The following is a 22919-nucleotide window of genomic DNA, read 5'->3' as shown; positions in this document are numbered from 1 at the left end:
AACATGGCAATCGAGTATCTTAAACGCGGCAAATCCGATGCGGACCGGGCTGAAGATGATGCCAAGACCCGCGCCGTGGTTGAGGCGACGCTGAAAGACATTGAAACCCGCGGTGATGCTGCGGTGCGTGAGTTGAGTGAGAAGTTCGACAACTACTCGCCAGCCTCGTTCCGCCTGAGCCAGAAGGAAATCGATGACTTGATCGGTCAACTGACCGATAGGGAACTGGCCGACATAAAATTCGCACAGGAACAGGTGCGCAACTTTGCGCAGGCTCAGCGGGATTCAATGCTGGACATTGAGGTCGAAACCCTGCCGGGCGTGATCCTTGGCCATAAGAACATCCCCGTACAATCGGTCGGATGTTATGTCCCCGGTGGCAAGTTCCCAATGGTGGCCTCGGCTCACATGTCCGTGGCCACGGCTTCGGTCGCGGGTGTCCCTCGTATCATTGCCTGCACGCCTCCGTTCAAAGGCAAGCCGAACCCAGCAGTGATTGCGGCCATGCATTTGGGTGGCGCGCATGAGATCTACGTTATGGGTGGCATACAGGCCATTGGTGCGATGGCTTTGGGCACCGAGACGATTGATCCGGTCCACATGCTGGTTGGCCCCGGCAACGCTTTTGTTGCCGAAGCCAAGCGCCAGTTGTTCGGGCGCGTCGGCATTGATCTGTTTGCAGGTCCCACCGAAACCATGGTGATCGCGGACGAGACCGCGGCAGATGCCGAGCTATGCGCAACCGACCTGCTGGGGCAGGCCGAACACGGATACAACAGCCCCTGCGTGTTGCTGACAAACTCTGAAAAGCTTGCTAATGAGACGCTCTCCGAGGTGGACCGCCTGTTGGGCATCCTGCCGACCGCCGACACTGCGAAAGTGTCCTGGGAGGAATATGGCGAGGTGATTGTCTGCGACACGTATGACGAGATGCTGCAGGTTGCCGATGATATCGCCTCGGAACATGTGCAGGTGATGACGGATCGTGACGACTGGTTCCTTGAGAATATGACCTGCTACGGCGCGTTGTTCCTTGGTCCGCGCACCAACGTGTCAAACGGGGACAAGGTGATTGGTACGAACCACACCCTGCCAACGAAGAAGGCCGGGCGCTACACCGGTGGGCTTTGGGTCGGGAAGTACCTGAAAACGCACAGTTATCAGAAAGTTCTGACCAACGAGGCGGCGACACTAATCGGCGAATACGGCTCGCGTCTGTGCATGTTGGAAGGTTTTGTAGGCCACGCAGAACAGTGCAACGTCCGCGTGCGTCGCTATGGTGGCATCAATGTGCCCTATGGCGAACCCGCGCCGTATCGGGATGCCGCTGAATGAGTGACAGGCATACTCAACACAAGGCCCTGATCGCTCCGCTCAGGGCCGCGATGTATGATTTTTCCGAGGCCGGTGTTCGCGCGGCACTGGCCGAGGTAACGGCCTCGGACGCCGTTTTCCACCTATGCCATCCCTTTGGCGACAGCATTGGCAGCGACGCTTTCTATGACCGCGCCTATAAAGATCTGTTGGTTGCCTGGCCCGATCTGGAACGGCGGGATTATATCGTCATGGGTGGACCGGATGAACATGGTTCTGACTGGATTGGATGCGGCGGCTACTACACCGGTACGTTCACCGGCCCGTGGCTGGACATCCCGCCGACAGGCCACCAGGTCACCATGCGGTTTCATGAGTTTTACCGTTTCGAAAACGGCAAAGTTGCTGAAATGCAAGCCCTTTGGGATATCCCCGAGGTTATGATTCAGGCAAGTACCTGGCCCATGGCCCCCAGTCTTGGCCGCGAATGGCACGTGCCCGGGCCGGCCGCGCAGGACGGGTTGGTACCTGGGCCCCATGATGAGGCCAAAGGTAAAGAGACCTGCAAACACATCATCGACATGCTGGAGCACCTCAAGAAACACCCGTCGCAAGGCGGCCCCGAGGTGATGGAGATGGAGCGGTTCTGGCATCCCCGTATGAATTGGTACGGCCCCTCAGGCATCGGCACCGGACGAGGCTATGCAGGATTCCGTAACTGGCACCAGATTCCGTTCCTGAACGGGATGCCGGATCGCGGGAAATACGTCGAGGACATCACCTACCATTTCTTCGGCGATGGCGAATACGCGGCTGTGACCGGCTGGCCTAATATGATCCAGACCGTCACCCATGACGGATGGATGGGGATCGCGCCTGCGGGCCAGAAGATCACCATGCGCAGCCTCGATTTTTGGCGGCAGGAAAACGGGCGCATTCGTGAAAACTGGGTGCTGGTCGATCTTCTGGATGCTTATCGTCAGCTAGGCGTTGACGTCTTTGCCCGTCTGCGGGAATTCAACAAGGCCCGAAACATGGGGCGCATTGATATACCGGATGGAATGAGCTGATGACTGAACTGCCGCGCACCCCTTCGTTTTCCCTGACAGGAAAGACCGCCCTGGTGACAGGTGCCTCTTCAGGCATTGGGCAGGGCTGTGCCGTGGCGCTGGCCGAGGCGGGCGCGCATGTCGTCTGTGCGGCCAGAGGCGAGGACCGGTTGAATGATACGGTGGCTGCTCTGCAGGGGCAGGGCTGGTCAGCCGAAGCGCTTGTGCTGGACCAGGGCGATCTGGGAAAGCTGAAACAGCTTTTCGAAACGCGAAACTTCGAAGTCGTGGTGAACTCGGCCGGGGTCGCCCGTCATAGCCCCGCAATTGAAACGACACCCGAAGAATTCGATGTCGTTACCGGCGTCAACTTGCGTTCCGCCTACTTCCTTTCCGCCTATGCTGCGCGTGCCTTGATCGATGCTGGCAAGCCAGGGTCCATAATTCATATCTCCAGTCAAATGGGCCATGTGGGCGGCGTAGACAGGGCGCTTTACTGTGCAACCAAGCATGGGCTCGAAGGTATGGTCAAATCCATGGCCATCGAATGGGGCAAGCAGGGCATCCGAATCAACACGGTCTGCCCGACGTTCATTCGAACGCCTCTGACCCAATCCACCTTTGACAACCCAGAACGCGCCGCGTGGATCATGGAAAAGATCAAACTGGGTCGCGTGGGCGAGGTCGAAGATATCATGGGTGCGGTACGCTACCTCGCCTCGGATGCCTCAGCGCTGGTTACAGGCACCTCGATGTTGATTGACGGAGGTTGGACAGCAGATTGATGGCTGAGAAAGTAACATCACTCCAGGTCGCGCAACTGGCCGGTGTCAGCCAATCCGCCGTCAGTCGCGTCTTCACGCCGGGCGCTTCGGTCAGCAAGAAGACGGAAGAAAAGGTGCGCAAAGCCGCGACTGAGCTTGGGTATCGCCCCAATGTATTGGCGCGCGCGATGGTGTCGGGCAAAAGCCGCATCATCGGTTTGGTCGTCGCCTATTTGGACAACTATTTCTACCCCGAAGCGCTCGAGAAGCTGTCGAACGAGTTGCAGGAGCAGGGCTATCACGTCCTGATTTTCATGGCCTCCAGAACCGCCGGAAACATTGACGACGTTATGGAGGAAATTCTTGATTATCAGGTTGATGGCGTGATCCTGGCCTCGGTCGCGATGTCGTCCGATATCGCAACACGGTGCCAACAAGCTGGTGTGCCGGTCGTGCTGTTCAACCGTAGTCAGGATATCGACGGGATCACCTCGGTGACCTCTGACAATTATTCCGGCGGCCGCAAGGTCGCTGAATTCTTTATTGCCGCAGGCCACGGTCGCATCGCTTACATTGCCGGTTGGCAGGGTGCCTCAACCCAGCGAGACCGCGAGGCCGGGTTTCGCGCCGCTCTCGGTGATGCAGGTCAGGATCTGTACGCCTATGAAATAGGAGAGTTTCTGACCGAGAATGCGCGATTGGCCGCGCGCCGCATGTTTGATGTTGAACCGCAAAAACGACCCGATGCGGTGTTCGTCGCCAATGACCATATGGCGCTTGCCGTGATGGACGTCATTCGGTTTGAACTTGGAATGCGTATACCAGAAGATGTTTCTGTCGTTGGATACGATGATGTTCCGCAGGCCGGATGGCTTGCCTATAATCTCACCACCATTCGTCAGCGCGCCAACCTGATGGTGGCGGAAACCGTTGATGCCTTGTTGGACCATATTGAAAACCCGGCAGTTGCCGCAGCCCGCAAGGTCGCGATTGATGGGCCGTTGATCGTGCGCACTTCGGCACGGCTGCCCAAAGGCTGGACCCCGCAAAGGATGAAAACATGAAAGGCTTTGATCCCAAGTTCCGGGATTTTCCCGACTATATCATCGGAATTACCAAAGAGATCTGGGAAGACCGGGGCATCGCAACCCTGCACGAGTATTACAGCGAAGATATCGTCGTTCGCTCACCCGGTTCGGTGGTTTTGGGAAATCAGAATGTGATCGGCGCGACGATGGCGACCCTGGCCGAGTTTCCGGACCGGCAGTTGATGGGTGAAGATGTGATCTGGTCGGGCACGCCGGAAGAAGGCATGCTGAGCTCTCACCGCATCCTGTCTACTGCCACGCATCTGGCCGAGGGGGTTTACGGCAAACCTACGGGTACAAAACTATGCTATCGAATTCTGGCCGACTGCCACGCCATCGACAACCAGATCAACGACGAATGGTTGATCCGCGATCAGGGCGCGATTGTGCGGCAGATGGGCTGGAACCCAAAGGAATACGCCGCTGGTCTGATTGCGCGCGAGGGCGGTAAGGACAGCTGCACCAAGCCTCTGACCCCCGAAATCGACCAGCCCGGCCCCTACAAGGGTCGCGGAAATGATAATGCGTGGGGGCAGCGATATGCTGATATCCTGACCCGGATCATGAGTGCCGATATGGGCACAATCGCGGCTGAATATGACCGTGCGGTGCAGTCTGAGTATGTGGGCGGCGTCACGGGGCATGGTTGGAATGCCGTCGACCGGTTCTGGATGGGGCTGCGGGCGAGTTTCCCGAATGCTGAATTCAAGATTGAACACCAGATCGGGCGCGACGACCCGGATATGCCGCCGCGATCAGCAATTCGCTGGAGCCTTTGGGGCAAGCATGACGGCTGGGGCATGTTCGGGGCGCCGTCAGGGGCACAGGTTTATGTCCTCGGGATCAGCCATGCCGAGTTTGGCGCACTGATTGCGGGGCAACCGCAGTTGCGCCGTGAATATACTCTGTTCGATGAAACCTCGGTCTGGAAGCAGATCCTGTTGCAGAGCGGAGAGGTCTGAGTGGCCCGTCCGGTCGTATATCGTATCCTTGCAGGTGGTCTGCGTGAAACCGGAGCCCGTCGACGTTTCCATATGTTCCGTCAAAGCCTGCGGGCGCGGCGACTGAATCTGCGCCCTCCAGGGGAGTGAGCGCCTGTGCCGCCAGAGCACACGAGCTTGCATTCCAGAAAACAAAAAATCGGATCATACGTCATGACCAAATCAGCCATCACTTCCCGCATTGTCCGCTACGGCGAGCTCCAACCCTGTAAAACCGCATTTATCGATGCCCATACGCCGGGCAGCGATCAGAAAGAGAATTTCACGATCATCGGCGGTGGCGTCTCGGAATCGCCAGATCAGCATGTGCACATCACCGACAAGATCGGCTTCAACATCGGTGCCGCAGGTCAGCCGCCGAAATGCCGGAACTCATTGCACAGCCACACAACGGCCGAGGTTTTCTTTGTTGCCAAAGGACGCTGGCGCTTTTTCTGGGGCCTTTATGGCACCGCTGGTGAGTTCATCGCCGAGGAGGGCGATATTTTCAACATCCCGACCGGCATCTTCCGTGGTTTCGAAAACGTTGGCCAGGACTACGGTATGATCATGGCAATCCTGGGCGGTGACGACGCGGGCGGAGGCGTCACTTGGGCTCCTCAGGTCATCGAAGATGCGCAGGCGCATGGTCTGATGCTGGGCGACAATGGCGTTCTGTACGACACCAAGAAAGGTCAGGAGCTGCCTCATAATGTGCACCCAATGCCCTTGCTGACCGAAGAGCAGTTGAAGGGCTACCCTGAGGTTCCGGTTGAGGATGTCGTCGGCAAATATGTTGCACGGTATTGGGATCTGATGGCGTTGTCGGCCAATAAGCCTGCGCAGGTGATTGGTGAGAGCGGGTTGATCAAGGATAAGCCGGGGTTTGCGGTAGACTTCCTTGGCCGGGGGTCCTCTGTGACCGAACCGATTGCGGCGGATAAACCTGTGGTTCTGATGCCAGCCAGCGGTCACTGGCATATCTCGATCGACGAGCACGAAACCACAATTTCGACAGGTGACACGGCTCTGGTTTTGCCCGGTGAATCCTATAGCGTTCAGCCATCAATGACCGGGCAGGCGGGCCTGTACCGGATCACTGCAACCGATGAACCGGCAGGAGCGACCTGGACAGGATGAGCGCAGACCCGAACGACACCCAAGCCATATATGAGCGGCAAGCCACAGAGTATGACAAGCGCCGCTCTAAAGCCCTTTTCGAGGCGCGCTGGTTGGCGCGCTTCACGGCCAGCCTCAAACCGGGTGACCACGTACTGGATCTGGGCTGTGGCACAGGCGATCCCATTGCGCGCTGGTTTATGGCCGAAGGGTTTGACGTCACGGGTGTCGATTTTTCCGCAGCCATGCTGAAAATCGCCAAAGAACGCTGGCCGGACGGGGATTGGCGGATGGCTGACATGCGGGATTTTGAGCTGGATCAGCAATTCGATGGGATCATCGCCTGGAACAGCTTTTTTCACCTGACGGCAGATGAGCAGAAGGGCTGCATCACCCGCATGGCACGCCATTTACATAACGGTGGAATGCTGATGTTGACCGTAGGCCCACGCGCTGGGGAAGTCAGCGGTACGGTCGGATCAGAGCTTGTCTATCACGCCTCGTTGTCCCCGGCCGGTTATGCAACGTGCCTTGAAGAGAACGGGCTGCAATTGACCGGCTTTTTGGCCGAAGACCCCGAAACTCAAAGCCATACTGTGCTGATGGCACGAAAACTGTAAGGAGGTCTTTATGGCCGTAAAAACCACACATGTTGGGTCTTTGCCCCGAACACAGGACGTCGTGGATCTTATCTTTGCCAGGGAAAACGGCGAACCTTATGAAGCAGCCGCGTTTGATACGTGTATGACCGCCGCAGTCTCTGAAACGGTGCGCAAACAGGTCGAAGCCGGCGTTGATATAGTCAGCGACGGTGAGACTTCGAAGATTTCTTATGCAACCTATGTCAAGGACCGCTACACCGGGTTTTCCGGCGACAGCCCTCGAAATGCGCCTGCTGATTTGAAGATGTTCCCCGGCTTTCTGCAGCGGCTGGCCAATGACGGCGGCACGCCGCAATACGCCCGACCAATGTGCACCGGAGAAGTGCGATCAAAAGGGCAGGGTGAGTTAGAGAAGGACATCGCCAACCTCAAAGCGGCTATGGCGCAGCATGGGGTCGAGCGCGGTTTCATGAATGCCGCGTCCCCGGGCGTGATCTCACTGTTTTTGCAGAACGATTTCTACCCCACGCGTGAGGCCTATCTGGCGGCGCTGGCCGATGCCATGAAAGAGGAATACGAGACCATCGTGGCCGCAGGTCTGGATCTGCAACTGGATTGTCCCGATCTGGCCTTGTCGCGCCATATGCTGTTCACAGACCTTTCAGACGACGCGTTCGTCGAAATCGCCGATATGCATGTCGAGGCGCTGAACCACGCGCTTCAGAACGTCCCGCAGGATCGCGTGCGGGTGCATATCTGCTGGGGCAACTATGAGGGTCCGCATTGCTGCGACATTGCGATGGACAAGGTGTTCAACACCCTGATGGCGACCAAATCGCGCTATGTCCTCTTTGAGACCTCGAACCCGCGTCACGCCCACGAGTGGACTGTGTTCCGTGACCGCAAATCTGAGATACCAGATGACAAGGTTCTGGTCCCCGGGGTGGTCGACACCACCACCAATTTCGTCGAGCACCCCGAGCTTGTGGCCCAACGGATCGAACGTTTCACGGGAATCGTCGGCGCGGACCGGGTGATAGCAGGCAGCGATTGTGGCTTTGGCACCTTTGCGGGCTTCGGCGCGGTTGACCCTCAGATCGCCTACGCCAAGTTGGCCGCGCTGTCTGAGGGGGCCAAGCTGGCCTCGGCATGATACCCGTGATCTTCTTGCCTGGCATGATGTGTGACGCCCGCCTTTTTGGTCCGCAGATCAACGCTCTGTCAGGCAGGATGCCGGTGATGACATTCCCGTTGTCGCGACACGACAGCGTGCAAGTCATGGCAGATGACATTCTACAAAATGCGCCGGCTGAATTTGCGCTGGCTGGCTTGTCGATGGGGGGGATCGTGGCCATGGAAGTATTGCGTCAGGCCCCTGCACGTGTCTCGCGCCTGGCCTTACTCGACACAAATCCACTGATTGAAAAGCCAGAAGTTAAAGCCCGCCGCGCGCCCCAGATTGCAACCGTTCGCGACGGCAATCTGAGGTCGGTAATGCGGGACGAGATGAAGCCCAGTTACCTGTCCGACGGGCCTAACCGGGGGGCTATCCTGGATCTGTGCATGGCAATGGCCACCGACTTGGGCCCTGACGTATTTTTGCGCCAATCGCGGGCGCTGATGGATCGCCCGGACCAAAGCGCGACGCTGACGGCTTACACGGGAAAGGCTTTGGTCCTGTGTGGGCAAGAAGACAGGCTGTGCCCCGTTGAACGCCACCAGTTGATGCACGATCTATTGCCAGACAGCGCGCTGGAGATCATCGAAGGCGCCGGGCATCTGCCGACATTGGAACAACCCCAAAAAACCACAGCGGCCTTGATCCGCTGGTTGGAGGACACATGACGCCATCCCTTTTGTCCCTGCTTCGCAAGGTCGACACCCCCACGGTCTGCAATGCCATCGAAGTGGCACAGGGCAAGCGCGGGTTCGACGATTTTACGCGCGGTACCATGCTGTGTTCAGCGCCCGAAGAGCCCGCGATCGTCGGCTATGCCCGTACGGCCAAGATCGCGGCGGTCAATCCGCCGACTGAGCCGCCTGAAGTCATCAAGGCCCGGCGCATGGCTTATTACAAATACATGGCCGAAGCCCCCAACCCGTGCGTCGCTGTGATCGAGGATATGGATTTTCCGGATTGCATCGGAGCCTATTGGGGTGAAATCAATACATCCGTCCACAAGGGTTTTGGTATGTCCGGAGTCGTAACCAATGGCGTCATGAGGGATCTGGGCGACTTACCCAAGGGGTTCCCGGTCGTGGCAGGTTCCGTCGGGCCAAGCCACGGTTTCGTCCACGTCCGCGAGATCGATACACCGGTTTCCGTTTTTGGCCTGACGGTTAATCCTGGCGAATTGGTGCACGCCGACCGTCATGGCGCGTTGGTCGTACCCGGTGATGTCGTTGATCAGCTAGAAGCCGCAATCCAAAAACTATTGGTGACAGAACGCATCGTCTTGGATGCAGCCCGCCAACCGGAGTTTGATTTTGATGCTTTTGAGACCGCTTGGGCGGCTTTCGAAAAAGCCAGGGTCTGATTGTATGAGACTGAGAGTATGAATGCCGATGGGGTGGATCCGATGATTTACACCTAGGGTCAGGATGCATTGATTTTTGCTGCGCTGGATGATTCACGGTTCGGAAAACTGAGCGGTAACATGAGCTACCTTTATTGACTGACCGACGAGCAGATGGCCAAGCTCCTGCCTTTTTTCCGAAGCCGCACGGCAAGCCTCGGTTATATGACAAGCGGGTGTTGAGCGGGATTATCTTCGTCAGACGCAATGGGGTGCGCTGGCGAGACGCCTCGGAAGCCTACCGACCGCTCGGCTATTTCGTTATGGACACGTCAGTCTTAGTTTGCCCGGAAAATCCCACCAAATTGTCTGAAAGCTGCCGCCGCGCTACACATAGTGCCAAATTTTTTCCGGAGTTTGGAAGGGAATTTCCGCACAAAGTATGGAACAATGATGCTAGCTAGCATCGGCTATCAAAAAAAAATATTTTTTTATTCAGATGGTTATTTGGGGGATTTGGTAGCGGAGGAGGGACTTGAACCCCCGACACGCGGATTATGATTCCGCTGCTCTAACCAACTGAGCTACTCCGCCATGAGTGAGAGGCGATTTAAGCGAGGGGCCGGAAAGGGTCAAGGGGGAAACACCGACTTACGGAGATTATTTTTGCCCCGATCAATCTGCTTTGGTTGCCTGTTGTGCGGCGACCCCAGGAGTATCAGCAATTCTACGAATGAAGGCCGCGCAGGCGTCGGGTGCGGTGATCGGGATCATATGGCCCAACCCTTCGATCTGTTCGTCGCTCAATCCGAACCGGGTCATGGGGGCACCGTTGGCGGTGGGTGAAAGTATGGTGTCTTGCGCGCCGTACAGAATGCCGCCGGGTACGGACAAGTCGGTATAGCGGTCTACCTGGGCTCCGATACTTTCATCCACCCCTACAACATCCTGCGACGCGGCAATGAAGGCCGAAGGGCGCAACCCCAGCGCACCGCCGGCGCGGTCCAGAAAGTCATCTGGCGCGGGTTCCGGATAGAAAACGGCTCCCAATGTATGCGGGGCGGTCTTAGCCGATATGGGGACAGCGATCGTGTTGCCGATAAAGTTGCGCAACCACTCGGTACGTATTTCCAGCGGTTTAAAAACTTGCGGCGTGTTCGACAGCTTTTGCGTCAACGGGGCGAGCAAAGCGAGCGCTTTGGCTTTCTCCGGGTGTTCCAAAGCCATGGCCAGCGATACGGCCCCGCCCAATGAGTGCCCGACCAGAACGGCGTTGGAAATGCCTTTGGTGTCCAGAAACTCTTGAATCATGCGGGCCTGTTCGGGCAAGCGCCCAAGATCGGCGCTATCGCGGGTTGAGTATCCGCAGCCAGGGCGGTCGACTGCGATGACGTGATAGTCATCCGCCAACAGGTCCATCAGAGAATAGGTGAAATGCTGCAGTTGCCCCGCAAGCCCGTGGATCATGATGACTGTCTGCTTAGTGGGGTCGCCCTTTTCCACGTAATGAATGCTGCCGCCGCGCACCGGGACAATCTGTCCAAGTTGCGGGACGCGCTGCAACCCCTGCCGGGTCAGTCGCCGGGTCCACAGGTTCATGCCGACAAAGAAGCCGCCGACCAGAAGGGCGATAATTAGAATTGTGGTCATCTCATCACTTTCCGCCTGAGGAAGGGGCAGGTTGGTATTGTTCCAGCCCGGATTGCGCCATGCGCTTTTCATACTCTGAAACGGTCCCGGGCCAAAGCGTCGTGTTCCGGCCCAGTGCATCCTTATACCATGAGGCGCAGCCACCCACCTGCCATACGCTGCCTTTGTGCCGTTCGCGCATCTCCTGTTCGAAGGCTTCCTGGTAGTCCGGGCGGGGTGTTATAATCTGCAGTCCGTCGCGGTTCATCTGGTCCAGCACTCGGCCGATGTGGCGAACCTGTGCTTCGATCATCAGCACAACCGAGTTGTGACCGAGGCCGGTATGTGGCCCGAGCAAGATGAAGAAATTGGGGAAACCTGCGATGGCAGTACCCAAATGCGCTTTCATTCCGTCCGACCATGCCTGGCGCAATGTCAGTCCATCGGATCCCGTTATGTCGAGGCGCTCGACGACATCTGTGACATGAAACCCGGTGCCCCAGATCAGAACGTCAGCATGTGTTCGGCTTCCGTCAGAGGAAAGGATCTGATCGCCCTCAATTGATGCCACACCGTGCGGGAGAACTGTCACGTTTTCACGCGCCAGTGCCGGGTACCAATCGTTCGAGCTGAGGATGCGTTTGCAACCGATCCTATAGTCCGGCGTCAGCTGTTTGCGCAGGCCTGGGTCGGCGATCGCGCTTTCCAACGATTTGCGCCACATCTTCATGGCAAAATTTACCATCCGTTTTTCGCCGCTGAACACGCGGTGGCGATACTCGAAGACCATGTAAACCAGTTTCCGGCGTGCCCAAGGTAACACCGGGATGCTGCGATAAAGGCGGCGTAACCAGGGCGCGATTGGGCCATCCGGGCGGGGCAGGACATAGGGCGCGCTGCGTTGAAAGATTGTGACGTGTGCAGCAGTTTTCGCAATCTCTGGAACAAACTGGACAGCGGATGCGCCGGTTCCGACAACTGCGATGCGTTTTTCCTCAAGCGGCGCGTCGTGATCCCACTCGGCAGAGTGAAAGCAAGGCCCGGGAAAACTGTCCGCACCGGGTAAATCGGGGATGCTGGGCAGATGCAGCGCTCCTATGGCCGAGACCAGAAACCGCGCCGACCAGCGCTGCCCACTTTCGGTTTCCACCTGCCAGCGCATGCCGTCCCAGCGGGCAGATTTCAGCTGTTGATCGAAATGGCACAGCTCGTAAATCCCCTCATCAAGGCAGACCTTTTTCAGATAGGCCTGAATTTCAGCACCGCCCGCATAAGCCCGGCTCCAGTCCGGGTTCAGATGCGTTGCCATGGAATAGAGGTGCGATGGGATATCACATGCGACACCGGGATAGGTGTTCTCACGCCACGTCCCGCCAATCTCATTCGCTTTTTCAAGGATCGCAATATTCTTGATGCCCCGTTTTCGGGCCTCAATCGCCATCGTCAGGCCGGAAAATCCAGCGCCGACGATCAGCATATCGGTTTGATATTCCATGCGCCCGTCCCTCCCAAAACGACCGATATGGTTGGGTCAGACTATAGGCGCTGGAATGCGTGAGAACAGCCTCTTGTAGGGTCAGGCGCCTTTCACGGTTTATTCAGCCGCGCAGGATTTCACCATTTGGATCAAAAGGCGGCTCGGACAGAATGGTCGCCTTGTGCGGATGTCCCAATACCATCACCTCGACCTCATCCCCTGCTTTGGCACCGGTCACAAAGCCAAGCGCCAGAGACATGCCGACGGAATAACCATAAGCGCCTGAGGTCACGCGGCCGATACCCTGACCATTTTTGAAGATTGGCTCACCGCCAGTCGCGTCGGCGTTCGACGCGCTGGTGTCGGCCTCATCCAGTTGCAAAAGGACAAGCTGTTCGCGGGCAGGGTTGGCTAAAACGGTCTCGGCTGCGTTCTTGTTCAGAAAGTCTTTACTGAACTTGCACAACCGATCCAGACCTACCTCATGCGGCCAGTATTCGGGGCTGTATTCGCGGCTCCACGATCCATACCCCTTTTCGACGCGCAATGACATCAGTGCCCGGCTTCCCACTGGGCCTGCGCCAAACTCCTGACCGACCTGAAGCAGGGCGTCATACAGGCGGGCCTGATCTTGGGTGGCGCAGTGCACCTCCCAGCCCAGATCACCCGTGAACGAGACCCGCAGGGCCAACACCTCAATCCCGGCCAGTTCGACTTTCGCCGACCGCATGAACGGAAAATCCTCCGTGGCGAGTGAGGTATTAGTGAGTCGTTGCAAAATCTCGCGCGATTTTGGGCCCGCGACGTTGAACCCGCACACAGCTTGGGTCTTGCTTTCGAAAGTGGTGCCCTTGGGCAGAGGAACCTGCTTGAAGAACCGCTTGTGATAGCGTTCCGCCATGCCTGAACCGATGACCCAGAATTCGTCCTCGGCCACGCGGGTAACGGTGAAGTCCCCAGCGATTCCTCCGCGTTTCGAGATCAGCGGCGTCAGGCAGGACCGACCTACAGCCTTAGGCATAGTGTTGGCGAAAACTGCGTTGAGCCAACCCTCGGCCCCGGGGCCTTTGCAGACATATTTGGCAAAGTTCGAGATGTCGATGATCCCTGCGCGGTCACGCAGCATACGGCATTCCTCGCCAACCGGCCCCCACCAGTTCTGGCGCGTAAAACCATTGGTGTCTTTGGCACCCGGAGTGTCTGCGAACCATAGCGGATGTTCCCAACCAGCATTCAGGCCGAAGACCGCACCCATTTGAGCCTGCGTGCCGTAGACAGGGCGCGTACGCGCCGGACGACCTGCGCTGCGCTCTTCGTTGGGGAAGTGAATGGCGAACCGGTGGGCGTACTGGTCCTGAACGCGGGCCATTGTGAACTCTTTCGTCGCCCAGTCATCGAACCGAGCCATATCCCAGGCGAACATATCGTACTGCGTTTCACCCTCGATGATCCATTGCGCCGCCATCAGGCCCATGCCGCCAGATTGTGAGAAGCCGGGGATGATACCGTTGCAACAGAAATAGCCGTCGACCTCGGGCACTGGTCCCATCAGCACGTTGCTGTCGGGCGACCAGATCATCGGCCCGTTGATAACCCGCTTGATACCGGCTTCACCCACGGCGGGCAGACGTTCGATGGCGTTCATCATATTCTCTTCGATCCGTTCCAGATCGTCGGGGAAGAGATCATGCGCGAAGTCGAGTGGCGTGCCGTCCTCGGCCCAGAATTTCATGTCCTTTTCATAGGCGCCAACCAGCAGGCCCTGACCTTCCTGCCGCAGGTAGTATTCGCCGTCGCGATCACTGACCGAAGGCAGGCGCGTACCATGCGCGGCTACGTCCGCCATGGTTTCGGTCACGAAGTACTGATGCTCGGTCGGTTGCAGGGGCAGCTCGATGCCAGCCAATTTAGCGACTTCGCGACCCCACAGACCGGCGGCATTGACGACCCAAGGGGTACGGATATCGCCTTTGGGAGTCCGCACAATCCAGGTGCCATCTTCTTGCTGGTCGGTCGCGGTGACGGGAGTGAAGCGATGAATCTCGGCCCCACGCTGCCGGGCGCCCACCGCATAGGCATTTGTGACGCCCGAAGGGTCCACATTGCCACCGTCAGGTTCGTACATCACGCAGCGGATGCCATCGTAGTTGACCAGCGGGTTCAGTCGCTGGGCCTCTTCGATGCTGATCTCATAAAAGTTCATGCCGTAAAGCTTGGCCTTAGCGGCCTGCAACTTCAGCTGATGTTCGCGTTCTTCGGTCTGCGCCAGATACAGCGAACCAGGCTGGAACACGCCACAGCTTTGGCCGGTTTCGGCTTCAAGCTCTTTGTACAGGTTCATCGTGTAGTGCTGAATGCGGCTGATATTGGTGCTGTCGTGCAGCCCGTGGATGTTCGCCGCGGCGTGCCAGGTGGACCCGGATGTCAGTTCATCCCGTTCCAGCAGAACCACATCCGACCATCCCAGTTTGGTCAAATGATAGAGGATCGAACACCCGATCACCCCGCCGCCAATCACCACCGCCTGTGCATTCGTTTTCATGAGCCTGCCGTATCAAAGTTGGTTCCGCCGCCATGTGTCATCATCGCAATGGCACCGGCAACGGACATTAATTTCAAGTTGGGTTGAGTGAGTTTAATCTGAAGCTAAACTCAGAAATTCAGCTTATGCGCCCGGCCATATGCGACCAGCCGCTGGTTCAGCGCATCGGCTTCAGGCGCGCCGGATTCCAGTGCGAAAATGAAGGCATGGGTCAGGTAAAAGCAGGCCGCGTCGATGTCCCACGCCGTTTCGCGCTCATCCGCGGCCAGCGTATAGTACCGGATCAGGTCGGCAGGATCGTTGCGATCATGCGCGTCCAGCAGAAGTCGATCCAGTTCCTGTTTGTCCATAGTTTTCCCTATTTGTCGTCGACCTGCCAACCTCTGACTGGCTGGCCGATCCAATAAGGTTAGCCTGCGCGGCCGTTTTCGACTTGCGTCGCGACCCAATGGTGGAAGTTATGCGTCGGCCCGTCCATCGCAGGCGAAAACCGTCCGCCGTCGAACAACATCCCATGTCTGCCTTTCTGCATGCCTTCGACGACAAAGACATCCTCTTCGAACACCGTCTTCCACAGCTGCGCGTTCGAGGCACGTAGTCCATCATGCTGCGGAGTGTCATCATTGCTTTTGGCGTAGTACAGCTCGATATGTTCGACGGTGTTTTCCTGATCGACCGGTTCCAGCACAATGGCAAATGCGTGATCGCGCTGCACGCCCAGCAGAACGTTTGGATAAACCGCAATATACTCTGCGCCTTCGTTCCACTTGTCGCTCAGCCCGTCAAAATCCGGGAAGGTTGCGCCGTCCTGATCTGTCAGTTGGCGGTAAACCAGGGTCCCTTGGCCCGAATACTGACCGCGCTCTTCGATGTTGTAGTGATCCTCCAGCCGCGAATAACTGTTCAGACCGGGGTGCACCCACGGCAGGTGATAGCTTTCGCAATAATTCTCGACCGCCAGCTTCCAGTTGGTTTTGACCTCCAGCTTGAACGACGAGGTTTCACCGCCGTGAAAGACGGGTTTGTCAAACTCTTCCCATCGCTCCAGCAGGGCACCGTGAACCTCTTCGAATTCCGGCGCTGTGCCGTCAACATTCACAAAGATCACGTCGCGCCAGACGTAGGACCGCACGCGGATCAGGCCCAGGTCTTCGCGATTGACGTCTTCGTGCTTGTTCTGGCCGGGGCCACCCACATGCGGTGTTGCGCGCAGCTCACCCTTCAGGCTGTAGCACCAGCTGTGATAGGGGCAGCGGATTGCGCCGCCGATTTTGCGCGGCGTGTCCACCAGTATCATCCCGCGGTGGCGGCAGGTGTTTTGAAAAACGCCAACCTCGCCGTCTTTGTCCCGGACAATCAGCAGCGGCATGCCCAGAAAATCGACTGGTTTTGCATCGCCTTCTTCCGGAACATCCTTGCCGAAGCCGATCCCGGACCAGTTGGCATACAGCACAGAACGCTTTTCTTCGTCAAAAACGGTCGGATCGATGTAATGTTCGTTCGGCAGGCCATTTGCGACGTTTACATCGGCCAGAACGGAAGACAGCGCGCTATGCTTGTTCATCGGGCTCTCCTGAGGTTTTGCTGGATGCTATTAATCCCTATTGGCGGATTGAACCTGTTGGTCTCAATATCAGAAAAGCTCATCAGAGAGTGATTTCACCTAAACCGAACCTTCCTGAACCTCTTGAACGATCCAGTTCTTAAGGGCGCGGGCACTTTCTGAGAGCTCTTCGTCCGGTCGCCCGACTAAATAAAACTGGTTCGGAGCGGGCACTTGATGCGTGCCAATCGGCACCAGTTTGCCTGATTGCAGCATGGGTTGGATCAGCCGCTGCCAACCCAGCGCCAGCCCCGCTCCCTTGCGTGCAAGCTGCAGCGCGACTGAATAGCTGTTGACACGGGATTCAATGGGCACTGTGCCATTGTACCCTAGCTGCTGAAACCATTCCGGCCAGGTGGTCCAGGTACGGTCTTCTGAATCCAGATGAATCAGCCGTTCAGACGTCAAATCTTCAAGACCGGCATCCGCCAGCCTCTCTGCCATCTCGGGGCTTCCAACCGGGACAAGCTGGTCGCGATACAGCGGCGTATGTGACAGGTTCGGATCGCTGTCCCGCCCGTAGCGGATGAAAAAGTCGACGTCTGGGCGATCGCGAAAAGGTCGATCCTGTGACAGTTGATCAACATTGACTTCGGGCATGTCCCGCCAAAACCGAATGACAGCCGGAGACAACCACAAAGCAGCAACCGCTGTTGTCGATCCTACGGTCACCTTTCCGGCTGTCGATCGGTCGCGGATCATGCTCAGCGTTTTCGAGATGCGCCCGAAGGACGTGGACAGCGCCTCGTAAAGCGCCTTGCCATCCTCGGTCAGATCAACGCCGCGGTGCTTGCGCTGAAACAAGGGTGTGTCCAGATCGCCTTCCAACGCTTTGATCTGGTGGCTGACCGCACCGGGAGTGACAGACAGTTCAACGGCGGCATTCTTAAAGCTCAGGTGGCGGGCGGCGGCCTCAAAAGCTGACAAGGTTGTCAGTGGCGGCAGGTTGTAGTGGCGTCTGGACATGGAAGCTGGTGAATCGTTTTTCGGGTTAGTTTAATTTTTATCAACTCAGTTTTAGTTTTTTTGAAGGTGAAAGCTATAGCGCTTTTGATGATTTGATGTTTTTCTGGCTCAAGTTAAAGGCGGATGTCGCATTTTTCGTCAATGCGTCGGTTCTGGCCGAATTTAGAACGGAGCGCCACTATAGTCAGTTCTACCAACAAACGTTGTGTTTTTCGGGCTTTTCGAGAGAATTTTCCGGACGTCGCAAGACGGTACTGCGACACAATGATGTCCCGAACTGACAAACGGGAAAGGTCGAAAGGGGACGTGAAGGAGGCGCGAACCCATTCCCAGTTGGTAAGACCGAGTATCGCCTGATTGCACGGTGTGTTGAATTCAATGCAACTCAGAAGGCGTAAGACCATGCGGCGGTGCCGCATTTCTGAAACACAGAAACGAAACAAGAAAGAGCCGATACGTCTGCTGCAGCACCTTCCCCATCGTTCGAGGCGATTGGGCGAATTGCGTGAAATGCAGAGGCAGTTTCGCAATTGATACAGCACCACGGAGGAGCAACATGTCGATACCCGAACCCTTTACGGATCTAGAAATAGAAACGGCCGATGCCGGATTCTATGAAAACTACAGCGTCCCAATCGCCCTAATCAGTAAGGGCATCATGGTTGCCCTTGTACTGTGGGCACTTGTCTTCCCGGCCAATGCCAACAGCACACTTGGCAGCTGGAATGGAAAGTTGCTGGAAATCTTCAACAGCTTCTACGTGGTCATTGTCGGCCTGTTTGTCATCTTCCTCGTCATTGTTGCCATCCTTCCAACGACCGGAAAGCGGGTTATGGGAACAGCGGGCGAGAAACCCGAGTTTTCGAACTTTTCCTGGTTCTCGATGATGTTCGGCGCGGGTCTGGGTGTCGGCCTGATGGTTTTTGCCACCGCTGAACCTTTGGGCCTGTGGGGATCGAACCCCGAGGTCGTGGCTGGTGCAGTTGCCGGCAACGATCCAGAGTCCGTTCAATCCGCGTATCGGTACACCTTCCTGCACTATGGTTTCCATGCTTGGGCGATTTACGTGGTGACCGGCCTGTCGCTGGCCTACTACGCTTATACCCGTGACATGCCACTGACCATTCGCGCGGCTCTTACCCCGCTTTTTGGTCGTCTGATGAACGGTTTCCTCGGCCACGTCGTTGACGTTCTGGGCGTTGTTGCAACGATCCTGGGTGTGTCCGTTACGATCGGATTTGGTGTCAGCCAGTTCATCGATGGTCTGTATGCAATCACCGGCATGGAATGGATCATGGATTTTGGTGGTGAAGTACCCACGCCAAGCAAAGTTGGTCTGATCGCGGGTTTGGTTGTCATCATGGGTCTGTCGATCATTTCGGCGGTTTCCGGTGTTGGACGTGGTGTTAAGTACCTGTCGAACCTGAACCTTGTTCTGTCGATCATCCTGCTGGGCACTTTTGTGATCTTCGGCTCGTTCGTTTTCGCCATGACAACCTATGGCACAGCACTGTTTGACTACCTTCTGCACTTCCTCTCGCTGAGCTTTGGTGCATACGGTCCGTTGTCGACCGAAGCGTTTGCAGCGGCTCTGCCCGCTGAAGCGCAGGCGCATGCAGCTGATCTGGTGGGTGGCGCAACCAACGCATGGGGCAGCTTTGACGGCTTTAAGAGCGGTCTTGAAGGTTCTGCGGCTGAGCTGAGTGACGACACGCTGGCGGCTGTTTACGCCGCAGGCGAGCAAGGCCGTCAGTTTGGCTGGCAGTCGGGCTGGACCACCTTCTACTGGGCTTGGTGGATTGCGTTCTCGCCGTTTGTGGGCCTGTTCCTGGCGCGCATCTCCAAGGGTCGGTCTGTTCGTGAGTTCATTCTTGGCTGCGTACTGGCGCCGGCGCTGGTTTGCTTTGCCTGGATGACTGTTCTGGGTGGTACTGCAATTGATCTGGAATTGGCTGGTGTAGCTGAAGGCGCGATCATCGGTGCGTCGAACACCAACAAGCTGTTCGTGACGCTGTCTTACATGATCGACGGTGGGCTTCTGTCCATGCTGAACGTCATGTGCGTGATTCTGATCATGACCTTCCTGGTGACTTCTGCGGACTCAGGCATTCTGGTTATGAACACCATCATGTCCGGTGGCAGCCAGGAAACCGGCGTCAAGCACCGTATCATCTGGGGTGTTATCCTGACCGCCGTGATCGGTGCGCTGATCTTGGCCGCTGGTGAAAACAACCCGATGGACGCGTTGCGCAATGCGATGATCATCGGTGCTCTGCCCTTTACCATCGTGATGGGCCTGATGATGGTTTCGCTGACCAAGGCGCTCTATCGTGATGGTCGGCGCGACAAGCACACCGATGCTAGCACGCAGGCCGCAGAATAAGCGCAGGTCTCAATGCCAAAACAGACGCCGCCCCATGTGGGGCGGCGTTTTTCGTTCCGGGTGCCCATGTCGTTTCCTGCAAACAGATATCGCAATCAGTGAGGTGCGCCGGCGCCGAATCCGTCAGTCTGATCAGCAAGATTGGAGGATTGCCCCGTGAACATTCGTACTGCGACACGCTCGGGTGGACGCTCTGCCCGCCGCGCCCTGCGCACTGCCCCGAACTTTGAAATGCTGCCTGGCCTGACCAGAGGCATCCCCTTGTGTGAAGTGATGGATGGCGTTCAAGTCGAACGCATAGACAGTGCCTCGATGGACATTCTTGAGAACGTTGGCGTTCAGTTCCGAGACCCCATCGCGCTGGAAGATTGGAAGAAGGTCGGCGCTAAAGTCGATGGCGAGCTGGTTTACCTCGACCGCGGGTTGGTGCGCGAGTTGATCGCCACCATACCCAGCGACTTCACATATCACGCGCGGGATCCGAAAAAGAATGTGCGGCTGGGCGGTAAGCACTCGATCTTTGTGCCGATGACCGGCGCACCATTCCTGCGCGATCTGGACGACGTGCGCCGAAATCCGTTGCTGGAAGATCTGGCGATGTTCCACAAACTCAGCCACATGATGCCCGCGCTGCATTCCTCGGCCCATCACATCGTGGAACCCTATGATCACCCGATCAGCCAGCGGCATTTGCGTATCACCTATTCGTCGATGAAGTATTCCGACAAAACGTTCATGGGCATGACCACTTCGCCCAGGAACGCTGAGGATGTGATGGACATGTGTGCCATCTTGTTCGGTGACGACTTCCTTGAGGACCACCCGGTAACAACCGGCAACTGTAACGGCAACTCACCACTGGTCTGGGATGAAACCATGCTTGGTGCATTGCGGGCCTTTTGCCGTCGCAATCAACCAGTGCTCTGCTCACCCTTCGTTCTGGGGGGGGCCAACACGCCTGCATCTGTTCCGGCCACTGTGGCGCAGCTGAATGCCGAGGCGCTTAGCGCGCTGGCCTACACACAGGTCATTCGCAAGGGTGCGCCGGCGATCTATGGGCACTATCTGTCGACCGTGTCGATGAAATCCGGTGCGCCGATGGCGGGTACACCCGAGATCAGCCTGATGAATTTCATGATTGGCCAGATGGCACGGCATTATGACGTCCCTTGGCGTACTTCGAACACGTTGGGTGGGGCCAAAACCTTTGATGCTCAGGCCGGATATGAATCTGCCACCACCTTGCAGGCAGTCATGCATGCGGGTGCCAACTACATCTGGCACTCGGCCGGATGGAATGAGGCCGGGATGCACTGTTCCGTGGCCAAGTTCATCGTCGACGCCGAACAATGTGCGATGGCGTACCGCATGGCCGAGGGGCCAAAGTGGCACGATTTCGATCAAGCCCTCGCAGCGGTTCCGGATGTTGGGCCCGGTGGTCATTATCTTGGTCACCCCCATACACAGGACAATTTCCAGAGTGCGTTCTTCATGCCCGAGCTGTTCGACAACAACTCGATCGAACAATGGCAGGCAGAAGGCAGCATTGAAATCACCGCGCGCGCCCTGAACCGCGCACGCGCGTTGCTGGCCGAGTATGAAGAACCCAAACTCGATGAGGCGAAAAACGAGGCCCTGCTGGACTACATCGCCCGACGTGAGCGTGAAATCCCGGCCGCTGATGAGCTGAACCAAAGTTACTGAAGTTAATCCCCCGTTTTCCACCCGCCCGGCCAGTTGGGCGGGTTTGTCCCTTCAATAGCTGTACGGAACACAAGTCGTGAAAATCGCTGAAATTCACATCTATAGCCACGATCTGCCTGTCAAAAACGGCCCCTACACAATGGCCAATGCCGAGATCTGGGCGCTAGACACCACATTGGTCAAACTGGTGGCCGACAACGGGTTGGTCGGATGGGGCGAGACCTGCCCGGTTGGCCCCACCTATGCCGAGGCCCACGCCGCTGGTGCGCGTGCCGCTCTGGCCCAAATGGCAAATGGGTTGCTAGGCGCCGAGGTTTCGCTGCTGGGGCTGCACCGTCGGATGGATGGTCTTCTAAACGGCCACAACTATGCCAAAGCGGCCATCGACATTGCAGCGCATGACCTGCTGGGCAAGCATTTTGGGGTCAGCGTATCGGAACTGCTCGGCGGTGCCGAAGTGGACAAGGTTCCGTCGTATTACGCGACTGGTGTTGGGGCGCCGGTTGACATCGCCACACTGGCAGCAGGAAAGTTGGCTGAAGGTTATCCGCGACTGCAAATCAAGGTTGGCGGTCGTCCGGTTGAGGTTGACATCGAAACCATCCGCAAAGTGTGGGAGGTCATTGACGGGTCCGGAATGCGCTTGGCCGTGGACGGAAACCGAGGTTGGACAACCCGCGATGCATTGCGCGTCAGTCGCGAATGCCCGGATATCCCGTTTGTCATGGAACAACCCTGCAACACGATTGAGGACCTGCAAAAGATACGGCCACAACTTGGTCATCCGATCTACATGGACGAGAACTCCACCGATCTGAACACGGTTATCTCAGCGGTCGGCACTGGCCTGGTGGATGGGTTTGGTATGAAAGTCACACGGATTGGTGGCCTGCAGCCAATGCGCGCGTTTCGAGACCTCTGCGAGGCGCGCAATCTGCCTCAAACCTGCGACGACAGTTGGGGCGGGGACATTATCGCCGCGGCCTGCGTGCATATTGGCGCGACGGTCCGACCCGATCTGCTGGAAGGTGTTTGGCTGGCCGCGCCATACATCGAAGGCAACTACGATGCCCAGAATGGAATCAGCATAGAGGGTGGGTATATCCAAGTTCCAACCGGGCCTGGGTTGGGCGTTGTGCCCGACGAAACCCGCTTTGGCGCACCGGTCGCATCTTTCTGATGG

20 protein-coding genes, 1 tRNA gene and 1 pseudogene are annotated in these 22919 nt (G+C 57.2%); 15 read left to right on the top strand and 7 right to left on the bottom strand.

Annotated features, from left to right (window positions below):
* The first annotated feature begins 3 nt into the window (after positions 1–3).
* The 11 genes and pseudogenes from hisD to AC2FFH_RS03335 all read left to right on the top strand — a co-directional run.
* Positions 4–1335, top strand: coding sequence for a histidinol dehydrogenase (gene hisD / locus AC2FFH_RS03385; protein ID WP_496725437.1), 1332 nt, complete (start codon positions 4–6; stop codon positions 1333–1335).
* A complete protein-coding gene (locus AC2FFH_RS03380) occupies positions 1332–2384 on the top strand; it encodes an ester cyclase (protein ID WP_496768848.1) in 1053 nt (350 codons plus the stop codon). The genes hisD and AC2FFH_RS03380 overlap by 4 nt, the downstream gene beginning before the upstream one ends.
* Complete coding sequence (locus AC2FFH_RS03375; RefSeq protein ID WP_496843748.1) at positions 2384–3148, top strand: SDR family NAD(P)-dependent oxidoreductase; 765 nt, start codon at positions 2384–2386, stop codon at positions 3146–3148. Before AC2FFH_RS03380 ends, AC2FFH_RS03375 begins: the two co-directional genes overlap by 1 nt.
* Positions 3148–4191, top strand: a complete 1044-nt coding sequence (locus AC2FFH_RS03370) for a LacI family DNA-binding transcriptional regulator (protein ID WP_496725441.1) — start codon at positions 3148–3150, stop codon at positions 4189–4191. Before AC2FFH_RS03375 ends, AC2FFH_RS03370 begins: the two co-directional genes overlap by 1 nt.
* Positions 4188–5177, top strand: coding sequence for a nuclear transport factor 2 family protein (locus tag AC2FFH_RS03365; protein WP_496843747.1), 990 nt, complete (start codon positions 4188–4190; stop codon positions 5175–5177). The genes AC2FFH_RS03370 and AC2FFH_RS03365 overlap by 4 nt, the downstream gene beginning before the upstream one ends.
* A gap of 192 nt (positions 5178–5369) precedes the next feature.
* A complete protein-coding gene (locus AC2FFH_RS03360) occupies positions 5370–6335 on the top strand; it encodes a cupin domain-containing protein (protein WP_496768842.1) in 966 nt (321 codons plus the stop codon).
* Positions 6332–6934 carry a class I SAM-dependent DNA methyltransferase gene (locus AC2FFH_RS03355; protein WP_496756251.1) on the top strand — a complete coding sequence of 201 codons (603 nt, stop codon included), beginning with the start codon at positions 6332–6334 and terminating at the stop codon, positions 6932–6934. The genes AC2FFH_RS03360 and AC2FFH_RS03355 overlap by 4 nt, the downstream gene beginning before the upstream one ends.
* 10 nt (positions 6935–6944) lie before the next feature.
* Positions 6945–8069: a cobalamin-independent methionine synthase II family protein gene (locus tag AC2FFH_RS03350; protein WP_496768840.1), complete on the top strand. Its 1125-nt coding sequence runs from the start codon at positions 6945–6947 to the stop codon at positions 8067–8069.
* Positions 8066–8761: an alpha/beta fold hydrolase gene (locus AC2FFH_RS03345; RefSeq protein ID WP_496768838.1), complete on the top strand. Its 696-nt coding sequence runs from the start codon at positions 8066–8068 to the stop codon at positions 8759–8761. Before AC2FFH_RS03350 ends, AC2FFH_RS03345 begins: the two co-directional genes overlap by 4 nt.
* Positions 8758–9453, top strand: a complete 696-nt coding sequence (locus AC2FFH_RS03340) for an RraA family protein (RefSeq protein WP_496725449.1) — start codon at positions 8758–8760, stop codon at positions 9451–9453. Before AC2FFH_RS03345 ends, AC2FFH_RS03340 begins: the two co-directional genes overlap by 4 nt.
* Positions 9454–9606: 153 nt before the next feature.
* Positions 9607–9740: pseudogene (locus tag AC2FFH_RS03335) on the top strand (IS5/IS1182 family transposase); the annotation flags it as partial.
* 209 nt (positions 9741–9949) lie between these two features.
* On the opposite strand, the gene AC2FFH_RS03330 reads toward AC2FFH_RS03335, so the two are convergent.
* From AC2FFH_RS03330 to AC2FFH_RS03300, 7 genes are all read right to left on the bottom strand, one after another.
* A tRNA-Met gene (locus tag AC2FFH_RS03330) sits at positions 9950–10026 on the bottom strand.
* An 81-nt stretch (positions 10027–10107) separates the two neighbouring features.
* Positions 10108–11082, bottom strand: a complete 975-nt coding sequence (locus tag AC2FFH_RS03325) for an alpha/beta fold hydrolase (protein WP_496768837.1) — start codon at positions 11080–11082, stop codon at positions 10108–10110.
* A 4-nt stretch (positions 11083–11086) separates the two neighbouring features.
* The gene (locus tag AC2FFH_RS03320) at positions 11087–12556 is read right to left on the bottom strand and encodes a flavin-containing monooxygenase (protein ID WP_496843746.1); all 1470 of its coding nucleotides are present in this window, start codon (positions 12554–12556) and stop codon (positions 11087–11089) included.
* Between the two features lie 103 nt (positions 12557–12659).
* Positions 12660–15080, bottom strand: a complete 2421-nt coding sequence (locus AC2FFH_RS03315) for a GcvT family protein (RefSeq protein ID WP_496843745.1) — start codon at positions 15078–15080, stop codon at positions 12660–12662.
* 110 nt (positions 15081–15190) lie between these two features.
* Entirely contained in the window at positions 15191–15430 is a 240-nt protein-coding gene (locus AC2FFH_RS03310; RefSeq protein WP_496843744.1) for a hypothetical protein, read from the bottom strand.
* Positions 15431–15489: 59 nt separating this feature from the next.
* Positions 15490–16644, bottom strand: a complete 1155-nt coding sequence (locus tag AC2FFH_RS03305; protein ID WP_496843743.1) for an aromatic ring-hydroxylating oxygenase subunit alpha — start codon at positions 16642–16644, stop codon at positions 15490–15492.
* 99 nt (positions 16645–16743) lie between these two features.
* On the bottom strand, positions 16744–17649 hold the full coding sequence (locus tag AC2FFH_RS03300) for a LysR substrate-binding domain-containing protein (RefSeq protein ID WP_496843742.1): 906 nt from the start codon (positions 17647–17649) through the stop codon (positions 16744–16746).
* Positions 17650–17744: 95 nt separating this feature from the next.
* On the opposite strand from AC2FFH_RS03300, the gene AC2FFH_RS03295 reads away from it, so the two are divergent.
* From AC2FFH_RS03295 to AC2FFH_RS03280, 4 genes are all read left to right on the top strand, one after another.
* Positions 17745–17930 (top strand): hypothetical protein, encoded by a 186-nt coding sequence (locus tag AC2FFH_RS03295; protein WP_496843741.1) that lies wholly within the window; start codon positions 17745–17747, stop codon positions 17928–17930.
* A 275-nt stretch (positions 17931–18205) separates the two neighbouring features.
* Positions 18206–20032 carry a BCCT family transporter gene (locus AC2FFH_RS03290; RefSeq protein WP_496843740.1) on the top strand — a complete coding sequence of 609 codons (1827 nt, stop codon included), beginning with the start codon at positions 18206–18208 and terminating at the stop codon, positions 20030–20032.
* Positions 20033–20188: 156 nt separating this feature from the next.
* On the top strand, positions 20189–21736 hold the full coding sequence (locus AC2FFH_RS03285) for a trimethylamine methyltransferase family protein (protein ID WP_496843739.1): 1548 nt from the start codon (positions 20189–20191) through the stop codon (positions 21734–21736).
* A 76-nt stretch (positions 21737–21812) separates the two neighbouring features.
* On the top strand, positions 21813–22916 hold the full coding sequence (locus AC2FFH_RS03280) for a mandelate racemase/muconate lactonizing enzyme family protein (RefSeq protein WP_496768823.1): 1104 nt from the start codon (positions 21813–21815) through the stop codon (positions 22914–22916).
* Positions 22917–22919: the final 3 nt, after the last annotated feature.

Source organism: Ruegeria sp. YTSC003, assembly GCF_059609785.1.
Note: the sequence above shows the minus strand (reverse complement) of the source record. Positions and strands in the feature narration are given on the sequence as shown.